General features: G+C 65.3%; 12 protein-coding genes. 3 read left to right on the top strand and 9 right to left on the bottom strand.

Annotated features, from left to right (window positions below):
- Positions 1–83: 83 nt before the first annotated feature.
- Genes ruvC through pdxT form a run of 3 tightly spaced genes read right to left on the bottom strand, consistent with a single transcriptional unit; the run spans position 84 to position 2,172 of the window.
- On the bottom strand, positions 84–671 hold the full coding sequence (gene ruvC / locus GK109_RS19155; RefSeq protein WP_370460704.1) for a crossover junction endodeoxyribonuclease RuvC: 588 nt from the start codon (positions 669–671) through the stop codon (positions 84–86).
- A 31-nt stretch (positions 672–702) separates the two neighbouring features.
- Positions 703–1,458, bottom strand: a complete 756-nt coding sequence (locus GK109_RS19150) for a YebC/PmpR family DNA-binding transcriptional regulator (protein ID WP_157242056.1) — start codon at positions 1,456–1,458, stop codon at positions 703–705.
- Positions 1,459–1,461: 3 nt separating this feature from the next.
- Positions 1,462–2,172, bottom strand: coding sequence for a pyridoxal 5'-phosphate synthase glutaminase subunit PdxT (gene pdxT / locus GK109_RS19145; RefSeq protein ID WP_157242055.1), 711 nt, complete (start codon positions 2,170–2,172; stop codon positions 1,462–1,464).
- A 90-nt stretch (positions 2,173–2,262) separates the two neighbouring features.
- Here pdxT and GK109_RS19140 point away from each other — a divergent pair, with 90 nt between their 5' ends.
- On the top strand, positions 2,263–3,555 hold the full coding sequence (locus GK109_RS19140) for a Mur ligase family protein (RefSeq protein ID WP_197432502.1): 1,293 nt from the start codon (positions 2,263–2,265) through the stop codon (positions 3,553–3,555).
- A complete protein-coding gene (locus tag GK109_RS19135; protein ID WP_157242053.1) occupies positions 3,552–4,313 on the top strand; it encodes a type 1 glutamine amidotransferase in 762 nt (253 codons plus the stop codon). Before GK109_RS19140 ends, GK109_RS19135 begins: the two co-directional genes overlap by 4 nt.
- A gap of 22 nt (positions 4,314–4,335) precedes the next feature.
- Here the strand turns inward: GK109_RS19135 and GK109_RS19130 are convergent, their stop codons facing one another.
- Both GK109_RS19130 and GK109_RS19125 read right to left on the bottom strand, forming a co-directional pair.
- Positions 4,336–5,703: a hypothetical protein gene (locus GK109_RS19130; RefSeq protein WP_321213639.1), complete on the bottom strand. Its 1,368-nt coding sequence runs from the start codon at positions 5,701–5,703 to the stop codon at positions 4,336–4,338.
- A gap of 3 nt (positions 5,704–5,706) precedes the next feature.
- A complete protein-coding gene (locus GK109_RS19125) occupies positions 5,707–7,017 on the bottom strand; it encodes a CapA family protein (protein ID WP_157242052.1) in 1,311 nt (436 codons plus the stop codon).
- Between the two features lie 75 nt (positions 7,018–7,092).
- Here GK109_RS19125 and GK109_RS19120 point away from each other — a divergent pair, with 75 nt between their 5' ends.
- Positions 7,093–9,105, top strand: coding sequence for a M3 family metallopeptidase (locus GK109_RS19120; RefSeq protein WP_157242051.1), 2,013 nt, complete (start codon positions 7,093–7,095; stop codon positions 9,103–9,105).
- Positions 9,106–9,244: 139 nt separating this feature from the next.
- Here GK109_RS19120 and pdxS read toward each other — a convergent pair whose 3' ends face one another.
- The 4 genes from pdxS to thrS form a co-directional block, all read right to left on the bottom strand.
- Positions 9,245–10,171, bottom strand: a complete 927-nt coding sequence (gene pdxS / locus GK109_RS19115; RefSeq protein WP_041652076.1) for a pyridoxal 5'-phosphate synthase lyase subunit PdxS — start codon at positions 10,169–10,171, stop codon at positions 9,245–9,247.
- Between the two features lie 143 nt (positions 10,172–10,314).
- The gene (pgsA, locus tag GK109_RS19110; RefSeq protein WP_157242049.1) at positions 10,315–10,938 is read right to left on the bottom strand and encodes a phosphatidylinositol phosphate synthase; all 624 of its coding nucleotides are present in this window, start codon (positions 10,936–10,938) and stop codon (positions 10,315–10,317) included.
- Complete coding sequence (locus tag GK109_RS19105; protein ID WP_321213642.1) at positions 10,928–11,515, bottom strand: HIT domain-containing protein; 588 nt, start codon at positions 11,513–11,515, stop codon at positions 10,928–10,930. Before GK109_RS19105 ends, pgsA begins: the two co-directional genes overlap by 11 nt.
- An 18-nt stretch (positions 11,516–11,533) precedes the next feature.
- Positions 11,534–13,543 carry a threonine--tRNA ligase gene (gene thrS / locus GK109_RS19100; RefSeq protein ID WP_321213643.1) on the bottom strand — a complete coding sequence of 670 codons (2,010 nt, stop codon included), beginning with the start codon at positions 13,541–13,543 and terminating at the stop codon, positions 11,534–11,536.
- Positions 13,544–13,626 lie beyond the last annotated feature (83 nt).

The raw sequence follows: 13,626 nt of genomic DNA, 5'->3' as shown, positions 1-13,626 counted from the left end.
GCTCCTGGTGTATTGCCGGGCTCCAGGGAGCAGGACCGGCATCCGAACATATCTACGAATACCCTAGCAAGCCGCCGGGACAATCAGCGTGCGCGGCGCGCCTTTGCTTCCGCCTCGGCCCAGGCCCGCTGGGCGGAAGTGAGGGATGAACTGCCGGGTCCGGTGGTGACTGCGCCGTTGTTGGAGATGCCGCTGCCGGCCCGCCAGGCGTGGGTGATGGCCAGCGCCAGGGCGTCGGCCGCATCCGCAGGCCGCGGCGGCGCATCGAGGCGAAGGATCTTGGTGACCAGCTTCGTCACGGCATCCTTGTTGGCGGAACCGCTGCCGGTGACGGCCGCCTTGACCTCCGACGGCGTATGCAGGGCCACCGGGATCCCCCGCCGGGCAGCGGCGGCGATCACCACGCCCGACGCCTGGGCCACGCCCATCACCGTGCTGACGTTCAGTTGGGAAAAGACGCGTTCGACGGCGAGGACCTGCGGTTCATAACGGTCCAGCCATTCATCGATCGAGGTGGCTATGACCAGGAGCCGCTGGTCGAGGCTTTCGTCGGGCGAGGTGCCCACGACGCCCACCGCAACCATGGTGGCCCGCCGGTTCCGTTCCACGTCCACCACGCCGATCCCGCATCGGGTCAGGCCCGGGTCCACCCCGAGGACGCGCAGCGTCACGGTTGGGCGGGTGCGGCGGGCGGGCGGTACGTCACTCAGATTCCAGGGCGGCCTGGACGTCGTCGCTGAGGTCGGCGTTGCTGTAGACGTTCTGGACGTCGTCGAGGTCTTCCAGCGCGTCAACGAGCTTCATGAACTTCCTGGCTGCTTCCAGATCCAGGGGAACTTCCATGGACGGAACGAACTCAGCCTCATCAGTGTCGTACTCGATGCCGGCCTCCTTCAGGGCGTCGCGGACGGCCTGAAGGTCCTTGGGGTCTGAGTGGATCTCGAAGGTTTCGCCGTTGTCCTTGACTTCCTCGGCTCCGGCGTCCAGGACAGCCATCAGGACGTCGTCCTCGGTCAGGTCCTTCTTGGGCAGCGTCACCACGCCCTTGCGGCTGAACAGGTAGCTCACCGAGCCGGGATCGGCAATGGTGCCGCCGTTGCGGGAGATCGCGAGGCGGACCTCGGAGGCGGCGCGGTTTTTGTTGTCCGTGAGGCATTCGATCAGCAGGGCGGAACCCTGCGGGCCGCGGCATTCGTACATGATCTCTGTGTAATCGACCACTTCACCGGTGAGCCCGGCTCCGCGCTTGATGGCACGGTCGATATTGTCGGCCGGGACAGACGTCTTCTTCGCTTTGGTGACGGCGAGTTCCAGGCCCGGGTTGCCTTGCAGGTCAGGGCCGCCCATGCGCGCGGCAACTTCAATATTCTTGATCAGCTTGGCAAACGACTTGGCGCGCCGGCTATCGAGGATGGCCTTCTTGTGCTTGGTCGTTGCCCATTTGGAGTGGCCTGACATGCTCTACGCTTCTCCTCTGATCATGCGGATAAAAAGTTCGTGTACGCGTTTCTCCCCAGTCACTTCCGGGTGGAAGGAGGTGGCCAGCAACTGGCCGGAACGCACTGCAACAATTCTAGCCGTCCCGGGCAGCGGGACCGCGTGGGACGCGTGTTCCGGGTCGGCCGGCTCAACCTGGGCAAGGATTTCGACGCCGGGACCCACCCTCTCCACCCAGGGCCCCCGGATGAACACGGCATGGACGGGCGGGACGCCGTCTTCCGTTGCGCTGAATTCAAGGCCTTTGAACTCCAGGTCCGTCTCGAAGGACTCGCGCTGCCGGCCGAAGGCGTTGCGGCGGACGGTGATGTCCAGGCCGCCGAAAGTCTGCTGCGGTGCCCCGGACAGGTCCGTCGCGGGATCGGCAATGTCGTCGGCAAGCAGGATCATCCCCGCACATGAGCCATAGACGGGCAGGCCTTCGGCGATGCGTTCCCGCAGCGGTTCGGCCAGATCAAAGGCGCGCGCCAGCTTGTCGATTGCAGTGGACTCGCCGCCCGGAATCACCAGCCCGTCCAACCCGTCCAGTTCCTTCGGGCGGCGGACGCCCACAGCCTGGGCACCCGTCCGTTCGATCGCACGGAGGTGCTCGCGGAAGTCGCCCTGGAGCGCCAGCACACCGATCCGAAGGCCGGCGCCCGGGCGCGCAGAATCAGCTGAAGGGGAATTTGCCATCCAACCAGCATAAGCGCCCAAACCATCCTGCCTGGCTCATGGCAGGCGCCTGGCGGAGGTTGCATGCCGTTGCTGGGATATATTCAAAACATGCTCTACTTCAGTGTTCCGCTCGGCAAGCTGGTGCGCCGCGTCTCCCGGCTCAGGGGTGGCGGGTCCGCCCTGCCCGGGCTGGTGGTTGAAAAAATCGACCCCGGCTTCATGCGGCGGACGCTCACCACGCTCCCCCACGGCGTCGCTGTTGTCAGCGGCACGAACGGCAAGACCACCACCACCAAAATGGTGGTGGAGCTGCTGGAAAGCCAGGGCCTCAAGGTCTTCACCAACCGCACGGGGAGCAACTTCACCCGCGGTGTGGCCGCAGCCCTGCTGGGCGAGGTGGATTGGCGCGGCCGGCTCGACGCCGACGTCGCGGTCCTGGAACTCGACGAAGCCCACGCCGTGCACTTCGTCAACAGCGTGCCGCCGCGCTACTGCCTGCTGCTGAACGTCCTCCGCGACCAGCTGGACCGCTTTGGTGAAATCGACAAGACGGCCCAACTGCTCCAGCACATCGCTGCCAAGACCACCGGGACGGTGGTGCTGAACCGTGAGGATCCCAGGGTGGCCCGGATCGCCGAAACGCTGACCGGCCAGGACGTCAAATACTTCGGCCTGGACGATTCGCTCCTGGGCACCTTCCCCAACGACGACGATATGCGGGCCGCTCCCGGCAGTCCCGCCCCGGCGGGCCTGCCGGAGAAGCCCGCTGCCGACGTCGTCCTTCGCAAGGTGGGCGCGGACACGGCCGAGTTCGAGTACGACGGCGTCACGGTCAGCACAGGCATGAAGCTTCGGGGTGTCTACAACATCTTCAATGCGGCCGCGGCGCTGACGCTCGCGCGGAGCATCTGCGGCAGCGGCGCCGCCACGGCCAACCATGAGACCCTGTTGGATGCGCTGTCCCACGTGGCACCGGCATTCGGACGCGGGGAAAGCCTTACCGTGGACGGCCAGCCCCTGGACCTGGTCCTGGTCAAGAACCCGAGCGGCTTCCGGCTCGGCCTGAAGTCCTTCCCGGCCGGAGGCTACGCCACCATGATCGCCATCAATGACAACTATGCGGACGGCCGGGATATGTCGTGGCTGTGGGATGTTGAGTTCGATTCCCTGCGGGAAGGCGGGGTGGACCAGCTGACCGGGTCCCGCGCCTATGACATGGCCCTCCGGCTGCAATACGACGACGTCCCCGTCGGCAGTGTGCAGACGGACATTGCGCCGGCCCTTGCAGCCTTCATCCGGGAAGCCCGGGGAAAGCCGAAGCGCATCTTCTGCACCTACACCGCCATGCTGGCCATCCGCCGTGAACTGTCCAAAATCACCACCGTGGAGGTTGTCTCTTGAGCCAGGCAGGTGCGGACCCCGCACAGGAGAACTCTGCGAGCAAGGGCACCCTCCGCGTGGTGCAGCTCTACCCGCGGGACATGAACATCTACGGCGACTGGGGCAATGCCCTGGTCCTGCAGCAGCGGATCAGGTGGCACGGCTACACTCCGGAGCTGGTCGAGTACAACGTGGGGGATCCGTTCCCCGACGGCGTGGACATTATCGTGGGCGGCGGCGGCCAGGACAGCGGCCAGCTGGTGATCCAGGACGACCTGCAGTCGCGGGCCGGAGTACTGAAGGACCTGGCTGAGGACGGTGCGCCGATGCTTGTCATCTGTGGGCTGTACCAGCTCTTCGGACACTTCTTCAAGACCCGCACAGGCGCCGTGATCCCGGGCATCGGCATCCTGGACGTGGAAACCCACGGGACGGACGAACGCCTGATCGGCAACGTCAAGGTCTCCACCCCGGAGTTCGGCGAAGTCCTGGGTTATGAGAACCACAGCGGCCAGACCACCCTTGGCAGCGGCGTGCGGCCTTTGGGCTCCACCCCGAAGGGTATGGGCAACAACAGCAGTGACGGCCACGAGGGTGCCCGCTACCGCAATATAGTGGCCAGCTACCTGCACGGCTCCCTCCTGCCCAAGAATCCAGCCATCGCGGACTTCCTGATCCGCACGGCAGCGGAGCGCAAGTACGGCAGCTTTGTTCCGGGCCATCCGGATGACCACTACGCGGAACTGGCCAGGGAACACGCGGCGCGGCGCCCTCGCTGACCCGGGGCGGGGCAGTCAGCGCTCAGCGCCAGTTAAAGTACTCACGGTGTATGTTCGCCCGGCGGACACCGGCGGCGCGAAAAGCCTTCCCAAACTGGCGGAGCATCTTGTCCGGACCTCCCATGAAGACAGACAAGCGGCGAGGTTCCACGGCTACGGAGCCAAGGACCATCTCAGGAGTCAGCCTCCCGTCCGTATCCGTGTCCACGAAATGGACCGTAAGGCCAGGGTGGGCCCTGGCGATACCTGCGATTTCTTGGGCAAAGGGCGACGTGCCTGATGAGGTGACGAACAGATCGACGGTGCCCTCCAGCTTTCCTTCCAGGGAACGCAGCCAGCTAAGGAACGGGGTGATCCCCACGCCTCCTGCTATCCAGACCTGGTGCCCGGTCCCGGCGTCGCGGTCGAAGCGGCCATAGGGTCCGCTGACTACCGCCGGCATGCCGGGGAGCACCGCGTCGGGCATGCCGGCGGTGTGATCACCCAGGGCCTTGACCGTGATGCGTATCCGGCGCTCCCGGACGGAGCCCGAGATCGAAAACGGATGCCGCTGCCATCCTTGCTTCGTCTCCAGGTAGATCATGGCGAACTGGCCTGGTTTGAACTTCAGCGGCCTTCCCAGTGGCAGGAGGCTAACCTCCACCAGGCCCGGCGCCACGATGTCGACGCGTTCCACCTGGTAATCGTGGTGGGGCAGGAAGTGCCGCGCCAGGAGTTCCCGGTAGGCGTAGAAGGCAAGTCCCGTGCCGCCGATGGCCACGTAGCTCCAGCGCAATCCTGGTACCGCATCGAAGGCGCTGGCGTCCAAAAGGCCATGCAGAAAGCCGGCAGCGACAAAAAGTCCTGTCAGGCGGTGGAAGCCGCGCCACCGTTCATAGCCTCCAAGCAGGCGCCGAAGAAGCCGCACAGGCCAGGCTTCGCGGAAGTCGAGCACCATCCGCCGGACAGGGGCAGGCAGCATGGTGCGCCAGCGAGGCAGGACGGCCCAGACCACCAGGGCGGCAAGCCCGGTTGCGGCGATGACGGCCAGCGCCTTGCCCACGCTGGTGGCAGCGGGGTTGGCGGCAAGTTGGATGTGGGGCACCAGGAGCAGGCTTCCGGTAATCGCAAGGCGGCGGTGCCAGATGGCGGCGTGGTCAATGCCACCGAAGATGTGCTCCACCTGCGGAAGCGTACTGATCAGGACCAACGCTATGGAAAAGAGCAGGATGGACTCGCCACCAAAGAGTTGTCCCAGGTAGCCCGGCACAGCCTCCCCTCCGGGCCGCATCAGGTACCAAAGGACTGCATAGGCCGCGGAAAAGCCCATAATGCCGGCGGGCCCGGTCCACCGCACGGGGAGGCCGGGATGCCCGGCCACTCTTCCTGACTCCGGCTGCGGGTTCACCACGGATCACGGCTCCTTCGTTACCAGGAGTTCGTGGGCGCCGGCGGACGGGGCGTCCATGGACTCGACCACCCCCAGAGTACGCTCCCTGGTCGCGGCGTCGGCTTCCGGCCCGGCACAGGGCCCCTGCGGCGCGTCGGAGGCCACCGAACACCAGCGGTAGGGATCCCGGACAATAACCGAAGGAGCCCAGGCCAGGTCCGTGGCTGACCACCTGCCCGACGTGTCCTGGCCGAACTGTACCCTGACCAGCAGGCCCTCATTGTTGACCACATACCACGGGGAAAGTTCCGTGATGGCGTTGCCCAGCCCGTACACGATCCAGGTGCCCTTGTAGTTTTCAATGGGCTGCACGGCGTGCGCGTGGTGTCCGTAGACCAGGTTGAACTGGCCGCTGTCCGCCAGGGCACGCGCCACCTCCTGCTGCTGGACGTTGGGTTCACTGGCGTATTCGTCCCCCGCATGCATGGCCGCCAGCACGATGTCCGCCCCCTGCGCCCGCGCTTTCTCCGCCTTGGCGATCATGGTGGGGGCATCGAGCATGTCCACCTGCCAGGGATGGTCCGGAACCAGCCCGTTCAGCCCATAGGTTCCCTGGACAACAGCGATCTTTGCCGCCGCCGTCTGCATAATGAGGATCTTTTGGGACTCGGTTTCGGTCCGGTAGGAGCCTGTGTGTTTGAGGCCGGCGGCGTCCAGGGTATCCAGGGTTCGCAGCAGTCCGTCCGTCCCGCGGTCGATGGTGTGGTTGCTGCCCGTTGTGCAGGCCTGGTAGCCGACCTCTCTTGAGGCGGTAATGATCTGCGGCGGAACGTTGAAGGAGGGATAGGCCGAGAACGGGCCGTCCGGACCGGATACGGGAGTTTCCAGGTGGCAGATGGCGAGGTCGCTGTTGTTGATGTACCTGCGCTGGCCTTCCAGGAGCGGCACGAAGTCCATTCCCGGCTTGCCTGCGGCCGCCGCGTCGTGCTGTCCCTGCTGCCACAGCTGCGCGTGCACCAGCATGTCTCCGGTGACCAGCACCGAAGTGCAGCGGAGCACGGGGCAGGCAGGCCCTTTGCCTGGGGTCGGGGTGGGTGTCGGTGTGGACGGCGGAGCAGGGGTTGTGGCCGTCACGGGACCAGAACTGCCGGAACCGCCCGCTGCCGGAACCGCCCCGGCGGAAGCGGAGTTTCCCGCCCGGGCCGTGGACCCGTCCTGCTCCGCCAACAGGCCGCAGCCTGCCAAGGCCCCTGCCAGGAGCACCGAAACGGCCAAGGCCGACGCGGAAGCATGGGCGCGGATATGCACCGGCCCCCTGCCGGATATGGTCCCCATAGCTGCCATTGTAGGGACGGCGGCGTGGCGTGGCGCACATTGAGAAGCGTGGCCTGCTGTGAAAGGTTTTAGTTCATGACCAACCCCCTTCTGGCGCCCAGTCCCCTGCCGTACGGACTTCCTCCCTTCGCCGGGATCGAACCCGCCCACTACGAGGAAGCCATCGAAGCGGGCCTCGCCGAACACCTGGACGAGATCCAGGGAATCGTGGACACCCCGGCACCGGCCACCTTCGACAACACGGCGCTGGCGATGGAGCGCTCCGGCCGCCTGCTGGACCGGGCCGCCGCGTCCTTCTTCACACTGGTGTCAGCGGACGCGTCGGAGCGGATCCGGGACCTCGAAACGAAACTTTCCCCGCTCTTCTCAGCCCACCAGGACGAGATCTTCCTGAACCGTGGACTTTTCGAGCGCTTTGCCGCCATCGATACGGCCCAATGTGATGCCGAGTCCACCCGGCTGGTGGAGGAATACCTCAGGGAATTCCGGCAGTCCGGCATCCAGCTTGACGGCCCGGGCCAGGACAGGCTCCGCGCCATCAACGCCGAACTCTCACAGCTGGGCACGGAGTTCGGACAGCGGGTCAAGGACGGAATGAAGTCGGCCGCCATCCTGCTTGACCATGCCGGGGATCTGGCCGGCCTGCCGGCGGATGACATTGCCAGCGCTGCCGAGGCCGCCCGCGCGGCCGGCCATGACGGGAAGTTCCTGCTGACGCTGATCCAGCCCAGCAACCAGCCTGCCCTGGCCGCCCTCGAAAACCGCGACGTCCGCCGTCGGCTCTTCGAAGCCTCCGTAGCCCGGGGCAGCAGCGGCGGCAGCCTCGACGTGCTGGACCTGGCAACATCAATGGCGCGGCTCCGCGCCGAGAAGGCATCGCTGCTCGGCTTTGCCAACTACGCCGAGCTGGTGGTGGACCGCCAAACTGCTCCGGACTTCGAATCGGTCCAGGCCATGCTTAGCCGCATGGCCCCGGCAGCGGTGCGGAACGCGGACGCCGAAGCGGCGGCGCTGGCCGAGGCTGCGGGCCATCCGCTGGAGGCCTGGGACTGGGCCTTCTACTCCGCCAGGGTCCGCCGCGGGAAGTATGCGGTGGACGAACAGGCGCTGCGTCCCTATTTCGAACTTGACCGGGTCCTGGCCGACGGGGTTTTCTTCGCCGCCACATCCCTGTACGGCATCACGTTCCACGAGCGGGACGACCTCTCCGGCTACCACCCCGATGTACGCATTTGGGAGGTCCGGGACGAGGACGGTGAGGGACTGGGCCTGTTCCTGGGCGACTACTACACCCGCGAGTCAAAGCGTGGCGGGGCATGGATGAATTCCCTGGTTGAACAGTCGGCGCTGCTGGGAACCAAGCCTGTTGTCATCAACAACCTGAACATCTCCAAGCCGCCGGCCGGCGAGCCAACCCTGCTGACCCTGGACGAGCTGCGGACCACGTTCCACGAATTCGGCCACGCCCTGCACGGGCTCTTCTCCAACGTTACGTACCCGCGGTTTTCCGGCACGTCAGTTCCCCGCGACTTCGTTGAGTACCCGTCCCAGGTCAATGAAATGTGGATCATGTGGCCCGAAGTCCTGGAAAATTATGCGCGCCACCACGCCACCGGTGAGCCGCTGCCGGCCACCGTCGTGGAAAAGCTCAACGAGTCCCGGCTGTGGGGCGAGGGTTTTGCCACCACCGAGTACCTGGGCGCGGCCTTGCTGGACCTTGCCTGGCATGTCCTCGGGGCCGGCGATGTTCCGGAAGACGCCCTGGCTTTCGAAGACAAGGCCCTCGCTGCCGCGGGAATCGCCCACCCCCTGATTCCGCCGCGCTACCGCACCGGCTACTTCCAGCACGTCTTCGCAGGCGCAGGGTACGCAGCAGGCTACTACTCCTACATCTGGAGCGAGGTCCTGGACGCGGAAACGGTGGACTGGTTCACCGAAAACGGCGGCCTGACACGCGCGAACGGCCAACGCTTCCGCCAGGAGCTGCTGTCACGGGGTAACAGCCGGGACCCCCTGGAATCCTTCCGCAGCCTCCGCGGCCGCGACGCCCGCCTGGACCCGCTGCTGAAGCGCCGCGGCCTGGAGTAAGGGTTTCCAAGTAGGTAGCGCTAAGTGTCGTTTTGAACCTCCAAAACGACACTTAGCGCTACCTACTTGGGATAAACGAACGACGGCGGCGGGTCACCTTCCCGGGTGACCCCCCGCCGTCGTACTGCTTTTGAAGCTGTTACCAGCCGCGCTCGGCGAGGCGGTGGGGCTGGGGGATCTCGTCGACGTTGATGCCCACCATGGCTTCGCCGAGGCCGCGGGAGGCCTTGGCGATGACGTCGGGGTCATCGAAGAAGGTGGTGGCCTTCACGACGGCGGCGGCGCGCTGGGCCGGGTTGCCGGACTTGAAGATGCCCGAGCCGACGAACACGCCGTCAGCGCCGAGCTGCATCATCATGGCCGCGTCAGCCGGGGTGGCGATGCCGCCGGCGGTGAACAGCACCACCGGAAGCTTGCCGGCGGCGGCAACTTCCTTGACCAGTTCGTACGGTGCCTGCAGTTCCTTCGCCGCAACGTACAGCTCGTCCTCGGGCAGGGCCGCAAGCTTGGCGATCTCGGAACGGATCTGGCGCATGTGCCCGGTGGCGTTCGAGACGTCGCCGGTGCCGGCCTCGCCCTTGGAACGGATCATGGCCGCACCCTCGTTGATGCGGCGCAGGGCCTCACCGAGGTTGGTGGCACCGCAAACGAAGGGAACCTTGAAGTTCCACTTGTCGATGTGGTTGACATAGTCGGCCGGGGTCAGGACCTCGGACTCGTCGATGTAGTCCACGCCCAGGGACTGCAGGACCTGGGCCTCCACGAAGTGGCCGATCCGGGCCTTGGCCATGACCGGGATGGACACGGCATCGATGATCTGGTCGATCATGTCCGGATCCGACATGCGGGACACGCCGCCCTGGGCACGGATATCGGCCGGAACTCGTTCCAGCGCCATCACAGCAACGGCACCGGCGTCCTCGGCGATGCGGGCCTGTTCGACGTTGACGACGTCCATGATGACGCCGCCCTTGAGCATCTCAGCCATACCGCGCTTCACGCGGTTGCTGCCCGTGACGCTGTTCGCGGACGAACCGGCTTCGCTGCTTACATCAGGTGTAGACACAAAAACCCCTATGGGTAGATAGATGACCTTCGCCGGGGTGCAGGGCGGCACGGAGATGCCGATGTACACGCACCGGGTTGCCGGATCCATTGACCGGGCAGTCCTAATACTAGTCTCACCGCGGCCAGCAGGCTTAATTCGTGTTAATCAGCAGGCGACGGCTCGGCGAGGGACTGGCGGCGGACGGAAAGCACGCGCTGGACCACTGTGATGAAGCTGGCCACGGCCAGCAGCAGGAGCGTCACCAGCAGCACCAGTTCCGGAAGTCCAAGGCCCGTGAAGCCGGTAACCACCAGCACGGAGACGAGGCGCTCGGCCCGCTCCGCGATCCCGGTGTTGGCCGTGAACCCCAGCGACTCGGCCTTTGCCCTGGCATAGGAAACCACCATGCCAAGGACCAGGCAGACCATGGCTGCCACGGCGATGGGAACGTTCGCCCCGCCGGTGAAGAACCACACGGCCAGGCCGGCGAACAGGGCGCCGTCGGCGATCCGGTCAAGCGTGGAGTCAAGGAAGTTGCCCCACCGGCTGCCCACCTCCCGCATCCTGGCCATGATGCCGTCCAGGACATCGGAGAAGATGAACGCGGTGATGAACAGGGTTCCCCACCAAAGCTGGCCGAGCGGATAGAAGACCAGGGCACCCACCACGACACCGGCCGTGCCGACGACCGTTACCGCATCCGGCGAAACACCGATCTTGAGGAGCCAGCGGGCAAGCGGGGTGAACAGTGCGGTGAAGAAACCGCGGGCGTGCCTATTCAGCATCCGTCTCCCCGGGCCAGGCGTCGGCCACCTGCTGGCGGACCTCGTCGAGGGTCTGCGTAATGGCCTTGGTCTGGGCGATGATCGGGAAGAAATTCCCGTCACCGCCCCAGCGGGGAACGATGTGCTGGTGGAGGTGCGCCGCGATTCCGGCACCGCCCACGACGCCCTGGTTCATGCCCAGGTTGAAGCCGCCCGGGTTGGCCACTTTCCGCAGGACCTTCATGGCGGTCTGGGTGAGTTCCGCGAACTCGGCGGTCTCGTCGAGGGTCAGGTCTGTGTAGTCGGGAATGTGACGGTACGGGCATACCAGGAGATGGCCGGGGTTGTAGGGAAAGAGGTTCAGCACCACGTAGCAGGTCTTTCCGCGGTGGACGATAAGGGCTTCCTCGTCAGTCCGTCCGGGGCCAACGCAGAAAGGGCAGTCGTTCTCATTCTTGAACTGGTGCTGCCCGCCTTTGATGTACGCCATGCGGTGCGGAGTCCACAGGCGCTGGAAGGCGTCCGGGACACCGGCGAGGTCAAAGTCGTCGGTAACGCCGGCATCGCCTGGATACCCTGCGCCTGTGTTCTCCTGCACCGTGCTGTTCCGTTTCCGCTAGCTGGTCCGGTTACGGACGGCTTCCGTGATCCGCTTGACTGCCTCTGCCACGGGCACGCCGTTGTCCTGGCTTCCGTCCCGGAAGCGGAACGACACTGCGCCTGCCTCGGCGTCATCCCCGCCGGCGATCAGCACGAACGGGATCTTGTCCTTACTGGCGGTGCGGATCTTCTTCGGGAACCGGTCCGAGGAGGTGTCCACCTCGGCACGGATGCCTGCGGCCTTGAGCTGGTCGACGACGTCGAACATGTACTCGTTGAACGTTTCCGCCACCGGGATGCCCACCACCTGCACCGGGGCAAGCCAGGCGGGGAAGGCGCCGGCGTAATGCTCGGTGAGCACTCCCATGAACCGCTCGATCGATCCGAACAGTGCGCGGTGGATCATGACGGGGCGCTGGCGGGTGCCGTCTGCCGCCTGGAACTCCAGTTCGAACCGTTCCGGCAGGTTGAAGTCCAGCTGGATGGTGGACATCTGCCAGGTCCGGCCCAGGGCGTCCTTCGCCTGCACGGAAATCTTGGGGCCGTAGAACGCGGCCCCGCCCGGATCAGCGACAAGTTCCAGGCCCGATTCCTCGGCCACTTCGGCCAGGGTCCGGGTAGCTTCGTCCCAGGCGGCGTCGTCACCGACGAACTTCTCGGGATCCTTGGTGGAGAGCTCCAGGTAGAAGTCGTTCAGGCCGTAGTCCTTGAGCAGGTCCAGCACGAACGTCAGGGTCTTGGTGAGCTCATCCTTCATCTGCTCGCGGGTGCAGTAGATGTGGGCGTCGTCCTGTGTCATGCCGCGGACCCGGGTCAGGCCGTGCACCACGCCGGACTTCTCGTACCGGTACACCGACCCGAATTCGAACAGCCGCAGGGGCAGCTCACGGTAGGAGCGTCCGCGGGCCCGGAAGACCAGGTTGTGCATGGGGCAGTTCATCGGCTTGAGGTAGTAATCCTGGCCGGGCTTGCGGACTGTGCCGTCTTCATTGAGTTCGGCGTCCACGTGCATGGCCGGGAACATGCCGTCCTTGTACCAGTCCAGGTGGCCCGAGACCTCGTACAGGTGGCCCTTGGTGATGTGCGGCGTGTACACGAACTCATAGCCGGCCTCAACATGGCGCTGCCGGGAGTAGTCCTCCATCTCCTTGCGGATGATGCCGCCCTTGGGGTGGAAGACGGGAAGGCCCGAGCCGAGTTCGTCCGGGAAGGAGAACAGGTCCAGTTCAGAGCCAAGCTTGCGGTGGTCGCGGCGTTCGGCCTCGGCGATGCGCTCCTGGTAGGCCTTGAGGGCATCCTTGGTAGGCCACGCAGTGCCGTAGATCCGCTGCAGCTGCTGGTTCTTCTGATTGCCCAGCCAGTAGGCGGAGGACGAACGGGTGAGGGCGAAGGCATTGGAGATCAGCTTTGTGTTGGGCAGGTGCGGCCCACGGCAAAGGTCGCACCAGACGGTGGTCCCGTCCTTGCGCTCCACGTTGTCGTAGATGGTGATGTCGCCGGCACCGACCTCGACATTGACGCCTTCGCCGGCCTCTGCGGCTTCGTTCTTCTTGCCCAGGAGTTCAAGCTTGTAAGGCTCGTCCTTCATGGCTTCGCGGGCCTCGTCCTCATTGACCACGCGGCGGACGAACTTCTGGTTCTGGTTGATGATCTTCTGCATCATCTTTTCGAGGGTCTTGAGGTCCTCGGGAGTGAACGGTTCGGCAACATCGAAGTCGAAGTAGAAGCCGTCGGTGATGTACGGGCCGATGCCCAGTTTGGCGTCCGGGCGCAGCTGCTGGACGGCCTGCGCCATGACGTGGGCGGTGGAGTGGCGGAGGACGTTCAGTCCGTCCGGGGAATCGATGGTGACGCCCTCGACGTCGGCGCCTTCAGGCAGTTCCTGGTCCAGGTCCTTAAGCTCGCCGTTGACGCGGGCAACAACAACATCACGGCGCTCAAAGAAGAGTTCCGCACCGGTTGTCCCGGTAGTCACCTTGGTTTCTTCGCCATCGACGAGAAGGGTGATCTGCTGGGCATCTGACACGGGTGTCTCCTATTCAAAGTTATGGCTTCATAGCTTGTGGCATACGGGGACCACAGCCAGCCATCGTCAATGCTATCGGTTCA

Source organism: Pseudarthrobacter sp. GA104, assembly GCF_009741265.1.
GTDB lineage: Bacteria > Actinomycetota > Actinomycetes > Actinomycetales > Micrococcaceae > Arthrobacter.
The sequence above is the reverse complement of the archived record's forward strand: the minus strand, read 5'-3'. Positions and strand labels throughout refer to the sequence as shown.